Raw genomic sequence first — 19,820 nt, 5'->3', positions numbered from 1 at the left:
GCAAAATATGTTGCTTACGCTGCCCATTCAACTGTTCACGATTGAGTACTCTGGTGAGTAGGGTTATACGTGCGTTGCAACGGCTGCTTGGACCGGAAGCGTAATGACTAACTCTGCTCCTTGGCCCAGTGTTGAGTTGACTTCTAGGGTGCCAGCATGTTTCTCAACGACGATCGAACGCGCGATCGCCATTCCTAATCCAGTTCCTTTCCCCACTGCCTTGGTGGTGAACAAATGGTCAAACATCTTCTGTTTGACTTCATCAGACATGCCTATACCATTATCTTGAATCCGAATCACAGCCTGCTGACCATCTTCAGTTATAGACGTGCGAATGGCAATTTGATTGCGATCGGCTTCGATCTCGGTAAAGCTGCGCCCTTGATTGGAATCTTCGATTGCATCGATCGCGTTACTGAGGAGATTCATAAATACCTGATTCAGTTGTCCGGCAAAGCACTGAACCAAAGGCAACTGACCGTATTCTTTGATCACTTCAATTTCAGGGCGAGTTTCGTTAGCTTTAAGGCGATGTTTAAGAATCAGAATGGTGCTGTCTAAGCCATCGTGAATGTTAAAGGCAATGGGGCGATCGCTGTCAGCACGAGAAAAGGTTCTGAGGCTGGTACTGATGTCTTGAACCCGCTTCACGCCTTCCCGCATAGAACCAATGGCGGCGGGTAAGTCTTTACGAATGTAGTTTAGGTCGATCGCTTCAATCTTATTCTGAATGTCTAGATCTGGATTAGGAAACTTTTGTTGATAGAGATCGATCAACCCAAAGAGATCTTGAATGTATCCCAAAGCGGGCTTAATATTGCCGCTCAGGAAGCCTACAGGGTTATTGATTTCGTGAGCCACCCCTGTCACGAGATTCCCTAAAGCAGACATCTTCTCACCTTGCACAATTTGCAGTTGGGCTTGTTGCAGATCGGTCAACGCCTGTTGGGCTTGCTGGTAAAGCCGAGCGTTTTCCAGGGAGATAGCGGCTTGGGCACAAAGGAGATTGAGTACTTCAATGCGATCGCCTGTGAACGCCCCCGCCGTTAGATGGTTTTCTAGATATAAAATCCCGATTAATCTGCTTTGATTAAGAATCGGAGTACATAAAACGCTCTGGGGAAACTGTTTCAGGAAATAAGGGTCTCCCGCAAAGGTGGGATGGGTAACAGCCTGGTTGATGACCAGGGACTGCAAGGTATGCCTAACCCGATTAATAACAGAAGTTGGAATTGCCTGGTTGGTGTCAAGCGGCAGGGATTTTAGGATGATGGAAGGCTGTCCGATTTGAGCGATCGCCTCGATCACCCACTGATCGTTTTTAGGGAGTAGTAATACACTTCTGTCGGCTCCGGCATTTTCCATCACAACCTGGAGTAGGGCAGAAAGGAGCTTCTCTAACTCAATTTCACTAGAGAGAGCTTGAGAGGCTTTGAGGATACTTCCCAAGTCAAGTGCTGCTGAGAGACTGGTGCTGTCAGAGGTAGAGGTGCTAACGGTATGTAATACAATCGTCTCAGTCGAAGTGAAGCTTTGCTGCCGTTGTTGCAGAATCAGGGTTAGTAATTTGGGGTATTGCTGTTCTAAATCATCGACTTTCGCTTTAGCACCCCAACGACCATAGGCATAATAAGCATCGATGATGTAGGACTGGGCAACTTTTTCTTTGCCCCATGCCAAATAGAACTTCGCGGCAAGTTCGTTTGCCAATGCTTCTTCGTTCACGTATTCGTTTTCATTCGCAAGGCTGATAGCCCGATCGTAATGGGCGATCGCTTCTGCATAGTTGCCTAACACCCGATGACGCTCGGCTTCAACCAGATAGTATTTGTGTAAGTGATTCATCGGCGCATATTCGGCCCATTTCTGCATCACCTGTTGATGGGCTGCTACCTTCTCTAAATATTGTTCCTGCTCCAACAATGGAGCATCAGGATACAACGCCAGGAGCGCCAGGGAGTGATACAGGTTGTGAGTTGCCAAAGCCAGGGTTCCTGTACCACCGCCCGCGTAGTCTACCGCAGTGATTGCATGCTGTAAGGACTGAGCATAGTCTCCGAAATGGTAAGCCAGCATTGTTTTGGCAACATAAGCGGTAAATAGGGACATACCGTTGTTTGTTGCTTTGAGATGCGCCAACATTTCGGTTTCATCGAAGCTCTCGCCAATTAACCGAATTGGCTCTGGAGACAATCCCTGAAAATTCAAAATTAACTGATGCCAAACCTTATTGTGATAAATGGTAAATTCTTGTTTGAATTTCACCATTAGATCGATATGTAATCGCTGCTTTTGTTCAATCGTTTCCAGATATTGGCCAATGCTAAACGCTTTGTCGCAATACAAAAATGTGTTGTAGCCTGCGAATTCAATATCACCTGTTTCTAGCCCACTCTGGATTCCTTCTAATAAGGGGAGCAAGCAGTATTTGGCATGTTCTTTCCAATGTCGAGTAAAGCCATTAAACAGACAGTAAACGTTGCTCTTAAATTCATTCGCTCTAAATTTTTCCAGGAGTTTCAAGGCAAGTTGCCCAGAGTGATAGCCTGCATCAATATCGCCCATGCCGCAGAGAATTAAGCCATAGTGACCATAGGCGATCGCCGCCACCCCAGAGTTGCCATGCTCAAGGCACAAATTGACCATCGTCAGAATCACCTGAGCATAGGTCGTAAACGAAGTGACAAATGCCGCAGGATTGATCACCATCAACAACCGCAAGGCTGCCAATTTGTGAGGATCGCTCATCGTCGGCATCTGATCTAAATCTGCGAAGCTCGGCAACTTCGTCCATCCGTCTGGGTTTTCAGGCAGTTGGTAAAGGGAAACGCCCAACTGTTTAACCACCTCCAAACCCAGTTCAACTCCCTTCACCATCTGGTTTTGAGCGTTGTAAAACTGCACTTTTAGCTCATACACTCGGGTTTTATCCAGTAGCGTTTGAGCATGTTCTAAAACAACGTCAGACAGGGCTTGTGCTTCTGGAAAGTTAGTATTGAGATACTCTAATTCAACCGTCTGCACATACAAATCCAGCGTCAGTGAATACTGTACAGCCCAACTATCCTGAGCGAGTAGCTTGATTCCCTGGCGTAAATATTTGAGCGCAGGTTCATAGGCAGTCGATGCCTTTGCCTTGCGTCCGGCTGTCAAATTCAACTGGGCAAGCTGCTCTTGTTCGGCTCGATCGTCAATCAGATCAACGGCAAGGTTAAAGTGATTCACAATATCAAAAATCTTTTCTTCCATTCCTGCTGCATCGAGCGAATTCAGCAACAATTGCCCAACCTTCAAATGAGTCTGTTGCTTTTGCGATTCAGGAATCAGGGAATAAGCGGCTTGTTGCACGCGATCGTGCAGAAATCGGTAATGAGGGTTGGCAACAGATTCGTTTACGGATGCAGTCAATGAAACCTGTTCGGTCGCAGTGAAGAACTTGTAGATTTCAGTTGTGGGAAGAATGAACCCTTCCTGCAAAGCTTTCCACAGATCGGTTGCAGTGTCTGTCTGGGATTTTTCCAGGACGATCGCCAATGTATTGAGATCAAACTGGGCACCAATACAGGCGGCTAGCTTTAAGACTTCCTGCGTTTCAGGAGGCAGCTTCTGTAGCTGAAGCGCCATAAACTCAACCACATCATCCGTCAAGGCAGCCGCTCTCACCTGAGCAATATCACACTGCCAATGCCGAGCCTCTAAGTCAAAGGTAATCAGCTTTTCGGCATGTAACGCCTTGAGAAACTGGGTCGTGAAAAAGGGATTTCCTTGCGTTTTTTGATCCACTAATTCTGTTAGCGGTTCAGCAATTGCTAGCTCACAGCTCAGCGTATCGGCAATCAATTGATTGACATCAAAGCGGCTCAACGGTTTTAGCGTCATCGTATTCACCGTTGCCCCTGTCTGCTGAATCGCATCGATCGTCACCATGAACGGATGCACGGGTGAGACTTCGTTATCTCGATAGGCACCAATGACTAGCAAATGACCTGTATCTTGCATCAGCAGTTGCATCAGCTTGAGCGATGCCGAATCTGCCCACTGCAAATCATCCAAGAACAACACTAATGGATGATCGGCGATCGTGAAGACCTGGACAAACTTCTGAAACACTAAGTTAAAACGGTTCTGCGCAGCACTGCCAGAAAGTTCTGGAACGGCAGGCTGTTCACCGATGATATGCTCCAGTTCTGGAATCACTTCAATCAGCACTTTGCCGTTTTCGCCAATTGCAGCCAAAATCTTGGTTTTCCACTGCTCGATCTGAGCATCACTCTCACTGAGTAGCTGCCCCATGAGATCGCGAAACGCCTGAACAAAGGCCGAAAAAGGAATATTGCGCTGGAACTGGTCATATTTGCCTTTGATGAAATAGCCCCGCTGACGCACGATCGGCTTATGAACTTCATTCACGACCGCCGTTTTGCCAATACCGGAGAAGCCAGCGACCAAGATCATTTCGGTGCTGCCCGTGCTGACTCGTTCAAAGGCAGCCAGGAGCGTTTCTGCTTCTGTTTGCCGACCGTAAAGCTTTTCAGAAATCAGGAAGCGATCGCATACATCGCGCTCACCTAACTCAAACGGCTCAATCTTGCCCGTTTCTTTCCACTGAAAGAGACAAGTTTCTAAATCATGCTTCAGTCCCAATGCGCTCTGGTAGCGGTCTTCGGCATTCTTCGCCATCAACTTGATCACAATCTGGGAGAGAACTTCTGGAATCTCCTCTGCCCCCTTACCCAGTTGATGCGGCGGAATGGGCTGCTTCGCTAAATGACAATGCACTAGCTCCATCAGGTCAGCAGATACAAAAGGCAACTGCCCCGTCAGCAGTTCGTAAAACGTGACACCGAGGGAGTATAAATCGCTGCGGTAGTCAATTCCCCGGTTCATCCGTCCCGTCTGCTCTGGAGACAAATAGGCAAGGGTGCCCTCCAGCATATTGGGATTCTGAATTTCCTGACTTTCACGGGGTAGCAGCGAGGCGATGCTGAAGTCAATCAGCTTAACCTGTTTGCTGACGGGATGAATCAGGATATTGGCGGGTTTGATGTCTTTGTGGATCACTCGGTAACGAGACAGTCCATCCAAGATCACGGATAGTTGCAGTGCAATGGAGAGAAAATTTGGCAACGAGAAGCTAGACAAGCCTTCTTCCTGTTGTCCTTCTCCTTCTGTTTTTCGATATTCTGAAAGCGAGACCGCACCAAAATCCTCCATCACCAGCGCATAGGCGTTTTCATGAAACTCCAGAGCCAATGGTTGGATGATGCCAGGCAGATCGAGGTTTTTGGCGATCGTATATTGATTGCGGAACTGTACGAGTTCACTGAGGCTAGGAAATGGATTCCGCAGCAATTTGATGACGACTGGATGTTGATCGCTCTCCCGAACCCCCCGATAAACCAGAGTTCGAGAACCTGAGTAGAGTAGTTCGCTGATGGCATAGCCAGACAGATTAGCGATCGCATCCATGTTCTAGTCCTCAGGGCAATAAGTGGTTCCATAGTATGCCCACCGCCAAAGAAAAATACTGCGGTAGCAGCAATATTACTGCTTGAAGGAGGGTAGTCATGAACTGGCAATGCTAATCTCGCAGCATTATGGCTTTACCTGGCTTTCCCACGTCAAAGAAGCCATCTCCGTCACGAGATCACGGTAATCAGCCGGGCGATAATCCTGAAGCCATTCAGCGATCGGATTGGACTTGCGGTACGGATTAATCGAGAGATCACCCAGCAATTCATCGTGATAATGCCACATGTGCGTTTGCAGCAGCGAACCGCGTCCAGCAACAGGCGGGATAAAGCTCCGTTTCCAATGTTTCATCTGGGAGATTTCCTTCCACATCACCTCAGGCTCAGGCAGTTGAATCTTGCCCTTGAGCAAATGAATTAACCAGATAACCTCTAAGTGGGTCGTGAGCGAATTGGAAAATGTCGAAGCCCAGCCGATAAATGCCAAACCCGGTAAGTCAGGGTGAATCATATGGCGGTAAAGATAAGCTCCATCCTCATCCACGGTGGATTGAAATGCTGCCGGCAAAAAGCTGTAGTTGGGCTGCCAACCTGTGCCAAAGATGACAACATCACTCTCCAAGTGAACCCCGTTTGCCAAATCTAAGCCACTGGGTGTAAATTGCTCGATCGTGGTACGTTGCACTTGAATTGCGCCTTGACGCATCAATTTGTAGGTTTCGTTGCGTGGGATAAAACCATGCGCGAACACCCCTGATTCAGCCGGATGAGATGGGGTAGAGTTGGATTCCTTCAGTGAATACTGCAACTGCAATAAACGCTCTACAAACCGCCAGAAGCCCCAAATCAGCCCGGAAAAATATTTGTGGAAATTTTTCTCCCACTTGTAGGGACGTTGATAGAGCGGTAAAAATCCACCGATTAAACGATTTAAGAAAATCACTCTAAAGTCAATCAGTCCCAACACCCGCAGGGGAACAGGCCAGTAAGCATTACGGAAAACTAAAGTGACATCTGTTGCCCATTGCACAGCATCGGTGGCAATGTCTAAGGCACTCTTGCCAAATCCCACAACTACAACTTTGCGATCCTTCAGCAGGTCGGGTGATTGATAGCCTGAGGAGTGCAAAACCTTGCCAGAAAAAACTTCTCGGTTAGGAATCGGAGGAATGTAGGGGTTAGAGTAAAGTCCAGTAGAAACAACCACAAAATCAAACTCTTTTTGAATTGTTTCCCCGGTATCTTGATTCGCGTAGTGCAAAATCCAGCGATTTTCAGGAATTGGTTCAAGCTGCTTAACGATACAGTTGAAACGAATTTTGTCGAAAATCTGGAAATGATGGGCGTAATCTTCTAGATAGGCCCAAACTTGCTCACCCGATGGCAAATTAGGATAGTTTTCGGGCATGGGATAGTCAGGAAATTCATAGAACGAACGGGGAACTTGCAGCCCAAAGGCGTGATATCCTGCCGCCCATACTCCACCCAATTTCTGGCTTTTCTCAAAAATCTCGCAAGTCAATCCAGCGTTTTGTAGAAATCTCGCGGCTGTTAATCCAGCCACACCGCAGCCAACAATCGCAACGGTTTTGATATCGCCTGAAGGAATTTGCATAATTTTTGATGATTCCACTCCGTCGAAGTGATTACCCCTGAGAATAGCAAACTTCACTGAGCTAGCAGCTAGTAACCGGGTAAACGGATGGGTGTGTTGCAGAAAACAAGTGATGGTAGGGTGGGAAGAGCCTGAAATCATCCTGCTCAACATTCGGTAGTACTGCCGCTATGCCTTAAGCTGCCCAGATCTGGAGGAGATGATGCAGGAACGGGGTGTAGAGGTGAACCACTCGATCATCCATAATCAATCGTTGGATCTTGAGGTACGCACTAGAACTGGACAACCGCATTCGATCGCACTGAAAGCTTCGGATGTCGCATCGAGCAATTTGCGATGAGATTGGTCGTATTGCTTTATTAATTTAGTTCTTCTGAGATAATACGAGAAATTTTCAGAAAAGCTTTAGGAACAATCTCATTTCTCCGAGTTCAGAATCTATCACTATAGATTTGTCAATAGCTATCGCTATAGATTTATCAATAAAGGTTCATCGGTATATTTATGGATTGATTGCTTAGAAGGTGAACGCAATGAGATTTAAGCTCAACATTTTTTTGAGCAGTTCATGTTTTTTCCTGTGACTCTACTGGTAACCTTTGTATCAGCTCGATGAATGTGTTTGGTGACATTCCAATCGTTGCAACTGACTACAGCCCCCTATAGGATTTTAACCTGGGCGGGTGGACGCAGGAGGCGATCGATCGCGGCTATCGTTCCCGCCTCTTTTTTTATAAACAGTCGCTTTCTATAAACGCAGTTTTTTCAAATTCGAGCAGGAGATTGCTTGTATGCCAATAGAGCAAAGTTCCCGTCTTCGCTGGATTGAAGTCGCTCCAACCGAAGCAGTCGTTCATGACATTGATATCATTCAGGGATTGCAGCAGGTTCCGAAAACCCTGCCCTGCCGATATTTCTATGACGATCGCGGTTCGGCCCTGTTTGAGCAAATCTGCGATCTGCCGGAGTATTATCCAACTCGCACAGAGCAGGCAATTCTGGAAGATTGTGCCTTGGAAATCGCGCAGACAACGGGGGCTTGCGAACTGGTCGAACTGGGCAGTGGCAGCTCTCGTAAAACTCGCTTATTGCTGGAGGCATATCAGCAGCTCAATCATCCGTTACACTATGCCCCAATCGATGTGAGTGCGGGCATCCTTCAAGATACTGCACCCATGCTGCTGCGCCAATACCCTACGCTGAACCTGTGCGGCTTGGTGGGAACCTATGAGCAGGCTTTATCGAATTTGCCTCCGGTACAGCTCGATCGGCGGATGCTGATTTTCTTGGGCAGTACGTTGGGCAACTTGAATCCGCAGGAGTGCGATCGCTTCTTCACCCAAATTCAACAGAGCTTGCAGCCGGGGGATTTCTTTTTGCTGGGCGTTGATTTGCAAAAGCCGATCGAGATTGTGGAAGCTGCCTACAACGATGCTCAGGGCATAACGGCGGAATTTAACCTGAATATTCTGCACCATCTCAACGATCGCTTTCAGGGGAATTTTGCGATTGATCAATTTGCCCATTCCGCATTTTATAACGTTCATCGGCATCAGATTGAGATGCACCTCATCAGCTTAAAACCGCAAAAGGTGCTGCTGCAGAAATTGGGCTACCAGACTTCGTTCTATGCACAAGAAACGATCCACACTGAAATCTCTCGTAAGTTTGACTTGCCGACCCTGACCGTTGACCTGAAACAGCGATCGCTCAACTCAGTACACATCTGGACTGATCCTCAGAAGTGGTTCGCTCTGCTATTGTGTCAGCGACAATAACCTGCTGGAGTAGCGTTGCTGAACTGAGTCTAAATTGTTGAGTTTGACATTGCTGGGCAGTCCTCTAAATCTCCCATCAATGGGGGACTTTAAATTCAGACAGAAATTGGAGCGGTTCGGCAGTTCCTCATTATTTCTTACGCAGGAAATTGGGTGGTCGTGGAACCCGATGAAACCTTTGAAAAGGGCGGCAAGAAACGCGGCTTATTTGCCCAACCGCTAGACAGATGGGTGAGCATTAATTGAAGCCGCTAGCACCTTGCGGTAAACGATTTTGTCATCACCCGTTTGATAAAAGTCGCGGATGCGTGCCTCCTCGCCATAGCCGCACTTCCGATAAAACGCTCTTGTGCGATCGAAGTCTGGCAGCCCCGATGTTTCGACGAGCAGTATCCGCCCGCCGCCTATTGCTAACCGTTGTTCAACATGATTGAGTAGGGCGGCCCCCCGTCCCTGTCGCTGACGGTCGGGTCGAACCGCAATCAGTTGTAGATTCCATGTCCCTTCGGTCATCCGCTCCATTTCACAGTAGGCAATTCCCAGGAGTCCGTCATTTTCTTCGGCATCGGTGAGCCAGAAACGATCGCTGTTGTCATGGTTGACAAAGTAATCCCCCAGCATTGCGCTAACCTCATCAAGTTGATCTGGCTGGAATAGTCCGGTTGCCTCTGCCAGGGCAATCAGAGCAGCCGTGTCATCAGATGTTGCGAGTCGAATCATGAGAACTCCACGGAATTGAGGGTGATCATCCGTTGCATTATTTATTGCATCATGACTGGTATTGCGTCGTTACTCGCACAAGCGAATCCCGGAAAACTGCCAGCGTGTAGAAGGCGGAAAGAAATTGCGATAGCTGGCGCGAATATGGCTGTGAGCGGTGGCACAGGATCCGCCCCGCAACACCATTTGATTACACATAAACTTGCCATTGTATTCTCCCACTGCTCCTGCTGCTGGCTGATAGCGGGGATAGGGCAAATAAGCACTCTGCGTCCATTCCCATACGTCGCCAAAGAGCTGATCCGGTCGGGTACTGGCGATCGCAGTCATAGGGTGAAGCTGCCCCGTTTCGAGCAGGTTTCCCTGGATTGGAACTTGAGCTGCAGCCACTTCCCATTCGGCTTCGGTAGGGAGCCGTTTCCCAACCCAGCGGGCGTAGGCATCCGCCTCGTAATAGCTCACGTGACAGATTGGCTCATCGGGATTCACAGGACGCATTCCACTCAGCGTCATCATCCACCAGTCGCCGTCGATCCGCTCCCAGTACAGCGGAGCCTGCCATTGTTGCGTTTGAGCGATTGTCCACCCTTCTGCCAGCCAATATTCCGGCTTACTGTAGCCGCCATGCTGCATAAATTCCAGATACTCTCCATTTGTGACTAACCGCGCTGCCAGCCAGTAGTCTTGCAGATAAACCTGATGCCGTGGAGATTCATTATCAAAAGCGAAGTCTGAGCTGTCGTGCCCGATCGTATAGAGCCCGCCCGGATAATCTAACCACTGTTCCTGTGCAGCGACCGGAGGCGGTGCGGTGAGTCGGTTCTGCTGATAGACCGGACGCAGAGGATTGATCGCGAAGATGTGTTTAATGTCCGTAAGCAGCAATTCCTGGTGCTGCTGTTCGTGGTGCAATCCCAGCTTGATTAGGGGGGCTAATTCAGGCTGCGAGAGGAGCGATCGCATCGCGTCATCCACATAGGCTCGATAGCGATAAATTTCCTCGACGGTGGGACGAGAGAGCAATCCGCGTTCAGAGCGAGGGTGTCTAACGCCAATGGCTTCGTAGTAGGAGTTGAACAAGTAGCCAAACTTGGGATGAAACACCTCATATTCGGGCAAGTTGGGCAACAGCACAAAGGTTTCAAAAAACCAGGTTGTATGCGCCAGATGCCATTTAGGAGGGCTGACATCGGGCATACTTTGAATACCGTAGTCTTCGATCGCTAAGGGCTGACCAATCTGTTCACTAAGCTGGCGCACCTGTTGATACAAGCAGGTCAGGAATTGGGTTGTAGTTTGTTGTGAGGTGGAGATAAACATTAGCGGCTTCTAAGGTAGATAGATCAATTAATTTAGTAGAGTTTTTCAAATACTGGTTATAGTCGATCAACAATTCTTCAATGCTAAAGTTTCACCAAATCGTCATCCGCTCCTGCATCCAGCCCCACAACCCGATTGCCCACTTCGTCCTTTGCAGTGAATACCGCGTTTTTCACTCCTGTAAGGCACAGCCCCTGCACCCGATTTTTTATACTTCAATCGCCTGAACAAGGCTGTAGAATGATTGGTACTTTGTTGCCAGTCGATCGCAGTCTACGGCAGATTTCCAATCCTGTTAAACCGGGCAACATCCAATCCAGCACAATCAAATCGTAAGCGGTTTCTCGCGCTACAGTCAGTCCGGTCAAACCATCATGGGCAACGGTGGTCTGGTAACCCTCGCAGTCTAGCTCCAACTGAATAAAGCGTGCTAGCTTGGCTTCATCTTCAATCAAAAGAATAGAGGAACTCATAGACTGGGGAGGGTAACAATAAAAACGCTCAACGATGCGCGCCTGTTGCGCCAGAGGAATGCCAGCCAGAATCGTTCACTTGAACCATGGTCTGAGTTTTAGCCTGGGTGAGCTTTATTATAATCGGTGCTTGCGGCTCTGAGGATTGAACTGCATTATCAATTAAGTTCATAAGTATTTGTGCCAAACGATCGCAATTGGTTTTGATATAGATATTCAGATTTATCTCAATTTCAGTCGAATGATGGATACATTGTTGGCTTAACTCAGCAATTTCATGTACTAAATCACTTCAACAAATTTCTCTTTATGGAAGTGTAAATGACCACTATCGGCCCTTGCCAGATTTAGTCAATCCTGTAATAGCCGGATGGTGCGATCGGTTTCAGCCGTTGCAATCTCTAATGCTTCTTTTTGTGACCTGCTGAAGTTAGAGCCACGGCGCAATAAGCTTTGGAGATAACCAGTGCTTGACAAAATCGTTTAATGCTTTTAATCACTTCAAAGCCAAGCCTTGAATCGTCACGTTGCTTTATTTCCCGATGGCTTTGTTCGATCGGGTTTCCCAACCACCCTCTCACTGGGTGCTCAACGTCTGAACCCAATTCCTCACTCATTGCTCTGGGATACGAAGCTAGCCCCTTCGTTTTTAGCGATGTCCTAGGATGGGATGAGGTTGGTAAGGCTCTTCCAATCGCTGGCACTCTGCGTCGGTTAACTCAATTTCGAGAGCAGCGATCGCATCTTCTAGGTGATGCATTTTGCTTGCCCCAACAATCGGAGCCGTGATGCCCGGTTGATGCAGTAGCCATGCCAGCGCAATTTGTGCCGGAGTCACGCCGCGCTCCTGAGCTAACTGAACGACACGATCCACCACTTCAAAATCAGATTCCTGATAGTAAAGCTGATGAGCAAAGTCATCGGTTTTGGCACGCGTGGTTTCACCCTTCGTTTCCTTCTGCCGATTGCCTGCCAGAAATCCTCGTGCCAGCGGACTCCAGGGAATGACACCAATTCCTTCTGCTCGACACAAAGGCAGCATCTCCCGCTCTTCTTCTCGATACACCAGGTTGTAATGATTCTGCATCGAGACAAAGCGCGTCCAGCCGTGGAAATCTGCCAGGTACAAGGCTTTGGCAAACTGCCAGGCATACATGCTGGATGCACCAATGTACCGAACTTTGCCCAGTTTCACCAGATCGTGCAGGGCTTCGAGCGTTTCTTCGATCGGCGTTTCGTTATCCCAGCGATGGATCTGGTACAGATCTACATAATCCGTTTGCAACCGTTGCAGCGACGCATCAATGCTATCGAAGATATGTTTGCGCGACAGACCGCGATCGTTGGGGTCGTTGCTCATGGGATTAAACACTTTGGTGGCAATCACCACCTGTTCCCGTTTAGCAAATTCCTTCAATGCCCGTCCTAGAATCACTTCGCTTTCGCCCAGCGAGTACATATCCGCCGTATCAAAGAAATTGATGCCTGCTTCCAGCGATCGAGCAATGAAGGGACGGCTCTCCTCTTCTGGCAAAACCCATTCCCGCCATTGGGGACTGCCGTAGGTCATGGTGCCGAGACAAATGCGCGAAACTTTGAGCCCAGTATTGCCCAGCCGCATATATTGCATAGAAGATTCTGTCCCTAAAGGAGACTCCAACGTTTCAGGCACTCTACAGGATATAGCACCCTCTACAATCCTGCTTCTACCTTGAGTGAAACCCTGCCGCAGGACTGATCCAAGAAGCATTGCTCAACGAGGTGCGACTTTTCTGTTTAAGAGACGTTTGAAAAGTCATCATGATGACCTGAACCGCCCCCTAGGTCTTACTTGTAATGCATGTTCAATAGAATGCGACCTAATAACAGTTGAGCAATCCCAGTGAAAGGCTTTGGCACAGGATGACTTGTCGCCGTTTTGCTTCGGCTCGATCGATTACTTGCCGCTTGCGTTCGCCCCAGGGAAAGGTGTTAGGCAACTGAGTTGCAGTGTCGATCGCGTTTTGGGGTTCTCCCTGTGCGAGCAGATGCTCAGCCGTGTTCCAGATGTCTTCGTACTGCTGCTGAAGTCGTTTTTCTTCCACCGTTTGAATCAGCAAACTTCGGCTATGGGCCCAGAAGGGATGCTCCTTGATTTGCTGAGCCTGCATTAATGCGACATCGAACTGCTCCAGATTCAGGGCTGCGTGAGCCGTGAACCAGTGCTGGTGATTATCAGCCCAGAGTTGCCGCCACTGCTGCATTTGTGCCTGCGCCTTGGGGTAGATTGGGCTGTTCACCGGAATTGCGCCTGCGATTGTCAAAGCCTGATCAAGCTGATCTATCGGCTGCCAGTACTCGCTCCATGCAATTTCTAAAATCCGTTCTGACCATTGCTGGATGAGTTGCTGTGCCTCATTGTATTGGGCTGCACCCACTGTAATCTGGCTTACTGCTTCGATCGCCTGAGCAAATTCTCCCTGTGCTGCGTTTTGTCTCGCTTGTGCAAGCTGAAACATTGCAAGCTTGGTTTGACAGTTTCTCAGGTGGAGTTGTGTTGCCCAGTAAACATTTGCTTTAGATGACACTTGCTCTGCCTGAGCAATACACCCCTGGTAATCTCCTGCTGTTTCCAAAGCAAAGGCAGTGTTTGCGATCGCCTGCTGCTCCCGCTCGAATTGCTGTCTAGACTGTTGGCGCAAGTAAGCATCCGTAGCGATAAAGCATCCCATCAATCCCGGAATAACCGCTGCAATAGCCGCAAATGTCAGTCCGGTTGTAATGCTCATTCTGAACAGTCGAGGTACTGCATCCCAGATCATGTCCTCATTTCCCTCATGGATCGAGGTTGTGAGTTTTATTAGATGACAGAATTCGGCTGGCTTCTAGCGAAAATCTGGGAGTTAAAAAAGAACTTAAAGGAGTTGCTGTATTGGTTTAGCAACTCATGCGATTACTTAGAATTGAGCGAATTTGCACCTGAAATAACAGTGCATATTTCAGATCAGGAAAAACCATTATCTTCCGGAAATCGAGCTTAACTCCAGGTTCCCGAAGTTAAGGTCAAGCCGCAGCGATGTTGGCGACAACACGCTCATATCACTGGAGCTTGTATTAATGCGAATGCGATCGGCAGCAGGATGGGTTACCCCAATTGCTGTAAAACCCTCAAGTCAACGCTTTTGAATTTAGCTTAGAATCAGGAATAATCACTCTATTTCCTGAAGATTTACCTTGAGTTCCCAAGCTGGAGTTTATCCTCGTAAACCTCGATGACGTTTGGCAGCCCTGGACGAAGAAGACGCGGCCTCATTCTGACGACGCAAGGTCGGCACAAGCTTGAAGCAGCAATTCAAAATGCTTCTGTTCTAGAAGGAGTCAGGCGCATCTCGATCGAAGAGCTTGCTGCTCGTGCCAACCTTGATGCTGGAACGGTTTCAAGGGTTCTGGATCTAGACAAGAGCGATCGCAATTCAATCAAAAAATTATTTGCCGTATTTGCTCTGGAACTTACCCCAGCAGATTTTACAACTCCCAGTCCCCCCATCCCATTCGGGAATGCTGAGAAAAGGGTTGATTGGGGTGATGCTCCTGAAGTTAATACTTTCTATGGACGGGAAGATGAGCTTGCTGATTTGTCGAGATGCATTGTGACCGATCGCTATCGCTTAGTTACCATTATTGGCAGTGGAGGAATTGGTAAAACAACGTTGTCGGTCAAGCTCGCTGAATCAGTTCAGGAGCAGTTTGAGTTTGTGATTTGGCGATCGTTGATTAATGCTCCACCCTTAACTGAATTGGTTGTCGATCTGGTGAAAGTTTTGTGTAAACAGGAAACAACCGATTTGAGCATCAATCGACTTCAGCAGTATTTACGGGAACACCGTTGCTTAATTGTCCTGGATAATATTGAGACTATTTTGCAGGATGGACCCGAACTAGAGGACTACCCGAACGTTCGCCCTGGCTATTACCGCCAGAACTACAGCGACTACGGCAGCTTGTTTAGCTGGGTGGCGACTGGACGGCACAATAGTTGCTTCGTTTTAGCGGGTCGAAAAAGACCGGATGAGTTTGTGACCTTTGATAATGCAAGATTTCGGGTGTATCTCTTGGGAGGGTTAAGTAGCTCAGTCAGCCAACAGCTAATTCAGGATCAGGGTTTACTGGAAGATTCGGAGCAGGATTTAAGAACCCTGGTTCAACGATACACGGGTAATCCCCTGATGCTGAAAATTGTAGTCTCCAACATTCAGCAATTTTTTGGGCGCAGTATTTCCAATTTTCTCAAGGGAAGCAACTTTATTCCACCTCGAATTGGTGATTTACTGGATAAACAGTTTCAAGGACTTTCAAGCTTAGAAAAGCAGGTGATGTACTGGCTGGCGATCGAGCGTGAGCCTGTTTCCGTGAAAGAGTTATACCCCAACTTTGAACCCCCGGTCGATCTTGCAGACCTGCTGGCAGCAATCCAGGATTTACAGCAGCGATCGCTGATTGAGAGTTCTCAGAACAAGTTTTTCACACTGCAGCCCGTTGTAATGGAATACGCGATAGACAAACTCAGCAGACAAGTTTGTAATGAAGTCATCACACAAAGCCCAGGACTTTTACAGACCCATGCACTCATAAAAGCGCAAACAGTCGATTATGCAAGAGATTTTCAAACCAGAACAATTCTAGGAATGCTAGAGAGTGCTCTCCTTAAAAGGCTCAGAAACACGCCGAGCATTGTAGAACATTTAACCCGATTAATAGGAACTTTGCAGAGAAATAATTTGACGATGGGCTATACAGCCGGAAATATCATTAACTTACTCTATTACTTGAAAGCAGATTTGACCAACTATGATTTTTCTGGTTTGACCGTTCGTCAGGCTTATTTGCCTGAGGTGAAGTTACACGAGGTGAACTTTGCCGATGCGGATTTAACCGAGTCCGTTTTTTCGGAAACGCTGGGACCCATTTCTGCTGTAGAGTTTAGTCCAGATGGCAAACTGCTCGCCACCGGCGATGCCATTGGAGAAGTACGGTTGTGGCAGGTTGAAAACACTAAACTTTGCTTGATTCTTCAAGGACATGAAGATTGGGTTCGATCGGTTTCGTTTCATCCGACTAAATCCCTAATGGTTAGTGGAAGCGGTGATTATACGCTGAGAATCTGGAACACTCGAACCGGTCAATGTTTAAGGGTTTGTCGTGGACACAGCGCCCGGATTCGATCGGTGAAAATTGACCCAACGGGACGATGGGTTGCCAGTGCTGGAGCGGATCAAACCATTCGCCTTTGGGATGTGGAAACGGGAGACTGTTTGAGGATTCTCGAAGGTCACAGCGATCGGGTTCGTTCAGTAGACATTGTTGCAGTAGACACTGTTGCAGAAGCCCAAAATTCTCTGCTCTTGGCAAGTGCCAGTGAAGATCAAACAATTAAACTTTGGGATGCCAATACAGGAGCCTGTTTAGGAACATTAACCGGACATACCGACTGGGTGAGATGTGTTGCGTTTCATCCAGAAGGCAAGTTGCTTGCCAGTGCCAGTTCCGATATGAGCGTTAAACTGTGGAACGTCATGACGGGCGAATGTATCAGAAGCTTGGGTGGACACACAGATTGTGTGCGATCGGTGCGCTTCAGCCCGGATGGAAAAAGACTGGCTTCGGCAAGCTCCGATGAAACGGTCAGACTGTGGGACACGGATACCGGACTTCACCTACAAACCCTGCTGGGGCACTCGAACTGGGTTCGCTGTATTACTTTTGCTCCTCAAGGTGACGTGTTAGCGAGCGGGAGTGCTGATCGCAGCGTCAAACTTTGGAACGTGGATACAGGGCAGTGTCTTCGTACCCTTCAAGGTCGCGCTCGCTGGGTTCGTTCTGTCGCTTTTAGTCCCGATGGGAATCACTTGATTGCTGGAAGTGCAGATCACGCACTGCGGCTTTGGAATGTTCAGACAGGAGAATGTGTTCGGACGTTTCGTGAACAAACCAATTGGATTCAGTCTGTTGCTTTTAGCCCAAATGGTCATGTGATTGCCAGCGGCAGCGGTGACAAAATTGTTCGAACTTGGGATTGCCGCACTGGGCAATGCTTGAGGCAATTAGAAGGACACACCAAACGCGTTTTGTCTGTGATGTTCAGTCCAGATGGGAGAATCTTGGCAAGTACTGGAGACGATCGAACCATTCGGCTCTGGGATGTACCTTCAGGGGTGTGCTTGAGAGTTCTTGAAGGACACACCGGACGCGTCAGAGCAATTGCCTTTAGCCCAGTGGCTTCTGATCAAAGCCGTCCTCTGCTTTTAGCCAGTGCTGGTGAAGAAGAAATCGTCCAACTCTGGAATGCTGAGACTGGCGAATGCCTCAGATCCTTTATCGGGCACACAAATCGAGTCCGATCGATTGCCTTCAGCCCAGATGCAACTTGGCTTGCCAGCGGTAGCGAAGATAATACGGTTCGACTATGGAATGTGATAACTGGAGAATGCATTGTCGTACTGCTAGGACATACGGGACGAGTCCGCTCTGTTGCCTTTAGCCCAATTGATCTCACCCTGGCAAGCGGTAGCGAAGATAATACAGTCAAGCTGTGGAATACTCAAACCCGTCAGTGTCTGCATTCACTTGAAGGACATACTGAAAAGGTTTGCTCTGTAGCATTCAGCCCGAATGGTCAATTTTTAGCAACTGGCAGCGGAGATGAGTCGATTCGCCTTTGGGACGTGGCTCAAGGCACCTGTTTGAAGGTTCTCAAGACCAAAAACCTCTACGAAGGCATGAATATCACCAGAGCCAGGGGTTTAACGGAAGCACAAAGGATCACATTATTGGCACTGGGAGCAATTGAAGGAAATTGAATCTTGAGCGAGAGGCTCATTCCGATCCCTCTTTTGTTACTACCATAGAAGAGAAGACGTTCAAGGCACATCAAGCTGCTTTCAGGTCTGGGATTGAAAGGATCTGGAAGGTATCCATCCAATCCATTAACTGATGTAAGGCTCGTTTGAGTCCAGGTACTGGAAAAACATGTAACCATTGTTCTAACCATGCCCATAGTAATCTGGTAGAACCGGACTGAGCGACGAGTCCCGAAGATGATTTCGCAGATATCACGGCGTTGAGTGGGCTATCCGGCTAAAGGTTGGTCGTAAGCACGCCAGCAGTTGTAGCGCACTCGTTGTCCTTTGGCATGAGCACGCCATGATTGGAACGAATTGGGACAATATAAGGCAACTTTAATTGATGTAGAACGCCTGTGACATCGCCACTTTCCCCATATCAGCTATCGGCTAACACCCGTTCAATTACAAATCCCATGGCTCGAATTTCACGAATAATTTCCACGGCTATCTGCGGTTAAAGGGATCAGTTCTGACAATTTCCTCAACGGCGATCGTTTCCTATTGTTATACAATCCTCTAGATTTGCAGTGTCAATCTAGGAAGGAGAGTTTGAGGCAAAATAGAGATAGGCTCTCTAGATTTTTGAGCTCTACAAATCTTGATATGTCAATTGTGAATTTGCCCAATCTGTTTCTTCTAGAAATTGGGCAAAGGTGGTAAGAAGCCCGGGAAATGCTTCTCGTAAACGGAGAACATCCGCTTGATAGCCTTGCTTTCGATACCACTGAATTAAATCAAACAACGATTTGCGAAATAGAAGTAGGAAAACCCAGGGAGAGATTTCCTTGTAAATTACAGGACTTCCCTGTGCTCTCGAAAATGCCTCTGCCATTTGCTTAGGGGTTAATACGTCCCCAGCCAGCTCAATGGCTTGCCCCACATACTGAGAACGGTGCTTCATCACATGGGCAGCCACTCGTCCCATATCTTTTGTTGTAATCAGATGCAGCGGCTTATCGGGTTGAACTGCAAAGGAAAAAGATCCTTTAAGAATAGACGGTCGGGTGTATTGCTTCCAGAACTCTTCCATAAATAGGCAAGCTCGCAGCATTGTTGTAGGTAAGTTCGCTTGCTTTAGAATCTGCTCAACTTGATGCTTCTGCTCAATATGGGGAATGCCAGAATTGCGATCGACTCCTCCCGCAGAATTATAGACAAAATGTCTAATATTAGCTTGCCTAGCAGCTTGTGCAACTCGCTCTGCCCTTGCAATTTCTTGTGAGTCAGGCTTGGCAGAATCTGCAGCAGTTCCATGGCAGTAAACGGCTGAAATCCCTGTAAAGGCTGCTTTTAATGAAGACTCATCATCGAGATCCGCTTCAATTAGCTCAACACCGCTGTTATGCAATTTCAACAGGGAAGGACGCTCAAGGTCAACTTTACGAGTCACAGCCCGCAGATCAGTCACATTTTGTTCAAGCAATCCTTTGACTGCATTGCTGCCTGTTCTCCCAGTTACCCCTATCAATAACACTTTACCGATTGCTGTCCCTACAGCATCAGACTTTGAAGCGTTCATCTTCGCACACCCTCCAATGCTCTATAACCCAGTTTAGTCCTTG

General features: G+C 47.9%; 9 protein-coding genes and 2 pseudogenes. 3 read left to right on the top strand and 8 right to left on the bottom strand.

Annotated features, from left to right (window positions below; all coding sequences use genetic code 11):
- Positions 1-63: 63 nt before the first annotated feature.
- On the bottom strand, positions 64-5,469 hold the full coding sequence (locus NDI45_RS15800) for an AAA family ATPase (RefSeq protein WP_348247893.1): 5,406 nt from the start codon (positions 5,467-5,469) through the stop codon (positions 64-66).
- Positions 5,470-5,595: 126 nt separating this feature from the next.
- On the bottom strand, positions 5,596-7,086 hold the full coding sequence (locus tag NDI45_RS15795) for an NAD(P)/FAD-dependent oxidoreductase (RefSeq protein ID WP_348247892.1): 1,491 nt from the start codon (positions 7,084-7,086) through the stop codon (positions 5,596-5,598).
- 112 nt (positions 7,087-7,198) lie between these two features.
- Between NDI45_RS15795 and NDI45_RS15790 the strand changes: the two are divergent.
- A pseudogene (locus NDI45_RS15790) lies at positions 7,199-7,388 on the top strand (hypothetical protein); the annotation flags it as partial.
- Between the two features lie 489 nt (positions 7,389-7,877).
- The gene (gene egtD, locus NDI45_RS15785; protein WP_348247891.1) at positions 7,878-8,864 is read left to right on the top strand and encodes an L-histidine N(alpha)-methyltransferase; all 987 of its coding nucleotides are present in this window, start codon (positions 7,878-7,880) and stop codon (positions 8,862-8,864) included.
- Positions 8,865-9,083: 219 nt separating this feature from the next.
- Here egtD and NDI45_RS15780 read toward each other — a convergent pair whose 3' ends face one another.
- The 5 genes and pseudogenes from NDI45_RS15780 to NDI45_RS15760 form a co-directional block, all read right to left on the bottom strand.
- Positions 9,084-9,584: a GNAT family N-acetyltransferase gene (locus NDI45_RS15780; RefSeq protein ID WP_348247890.1), complete on the bottom strand. Its 501-nt coding sequence runs from the start codon at positions 9,582-9,584 to the stop codon at positions 9,084-9,086.
- 69 nt (positions 9,585-9,653) lie between these two features.
- Positions 9,654-10,904 (bottom strand): ergothioneine biosynthesis protein EgtB, encoded by a 1,251-nt coding sequence (egtB, locus tag NDI45_RS15775; protein WP_348247889.1) that lies wholly within the window; start codon positions 10,902-10,904, stop codon positions 9,654-9,656.
- 67 nt (positions 10,905-10,971) lie between these two features.
- A pseudogene (locus NDI45_RS15770) lies at positions 10,972-11,377 on the bottom strand (response regulator); the annotation flags it as partial.
- A gap of 649 nt (positions 11,378-12,026) precedes the next feature.
- A complete protein-coding gene (locus NDI45_RS15765) occupies positions 12,027-13,007 on the bottom strand; it encodes an aldo/keto reductase (RefSeq protein ID WP_348247888.1) in 981 nt (326 codons plus the stop codon).
- 229 nt (positions 13,008-13,236) lie between these two features.
- Positions 13,237-14,145, bottom strand: coding sequence for a hypothetical protein (locus tag NDI45_RS15760; protein ID WP_348247887.1), 909 nt, complete (start codon positions 14,143-14,145; stop codon positions 13,237-13,239).
- Between the two features lie 483 nt (positions 14,146-14,628).
- On the opposite strand from NDI45_RS15760, the gene NDI45_RS15755 reads away from it, so the two are divergent.
- The gene (locus NDI45_RS15755) at positions 14,629-18,213 is read left to right on the top strand and encodes an NB-ARC domain-containing protein (protein WP_348247886.1); all 3,585 of its coding nucleotides are present in this window, start codon (positions 14,629-14,631) and stop codon (positions 18,211-18,213) included.
- A 634-nt stretch (positions 18,214-18,847) separates the two neighbouring features.
- Here the strand turns inward: NDI45_RS15755 and NDI45_RS15750 are convergent.
- The gene (locus NDI45_RS15750) at positions 18,848-19,777 is read right to left on the bottom strand and encodes an NmrA/HSCARG family protein (RefSeq protein ID WP_348247885.1); all 930 of its coding nucleotides are present in this window, start codon (positions 19,775-19,777) and stop codon (positions 18,848-18,850) included.
- Positions 19,778-19,820: the final 43 nt, after the last annotated feature.

Source organism: Leptolyngbya sp. GB1-A1, assembly GCF_039962475.1.
In the GTDB taxonomy this organism is placed as follows: domain Bacteria; phylum Cyanobacteriota; class Cyanobacteriia; order Elainellales; family Elainellaceae; genus Leptolyngbya_A.
The sequence above is the reverse complement of the archived record's forward strand: the minus strand, read 5'-3'. Positions and strand labels throughout refer to the sequence as shown.

Coding starts and splice junctions, on each gene's coding strand:
- egtD (WP_348247891.1), top strand. CDS start 7,878: ATGCCAATAGAGCAAAGTTCCCGTCTTCGCTGGATTGAAGTCGCTCCA.
- NDI45_RS15780 (WP_348247890.1), bottom strand. CDS start 9,584: ATGATTCGACTCGCAACATCTGATGACACGGCTGCTCTGATTGCCCTG.
- NDI45_RS15795 (WP_348247892.1), bottom strand. CDS start 7,086: ATGCAAATTCCTTCAGGCGATATCAAAACCGTTGCGATTGTTGGCTGC.
- egtB (WP_348247889.1), bottom strand. CDS start 10,904: ATGTTTATCTCCACCTCACAACAAACTACAACCCAATTCCTGACCTGC.
- NDI45_RS15755 (WP_348247886.1), top strand. CDS start 14,629: ATGACGTTTGGCAGCCCTGGACGAAGAAGACGCGGCCTCATTCTGACG.
- NDI45_RS15750 (WP_348247885.1), bottom strand. CDS start 19,777: ATGAACGCTTCAAAGTCTGATGCTGTAGGGACAGCAATCGGTAAAGTG.
- NDI45_RS15800 (WP_348247893.1), bottom strand. CDS start 5,469: ATGGATGCGATCGCTAATCTGTCTGGCTATGCCATCAGCGAACTACTC.
- NDI45_RS15760 (WP_348247887.1), bottom strand. CDS start 14,145: ATGAGCATTACAACCGGACTGACATTTGCGGCTATTGCAGCGGTTATT.
- NDI45_RS15765 (WP_348247888.1), bottom strand. CDS start 13,007: ATGCAATATATGCGGCTGGGCAATACTGGGCTCAAAGTTTCGCGCATT.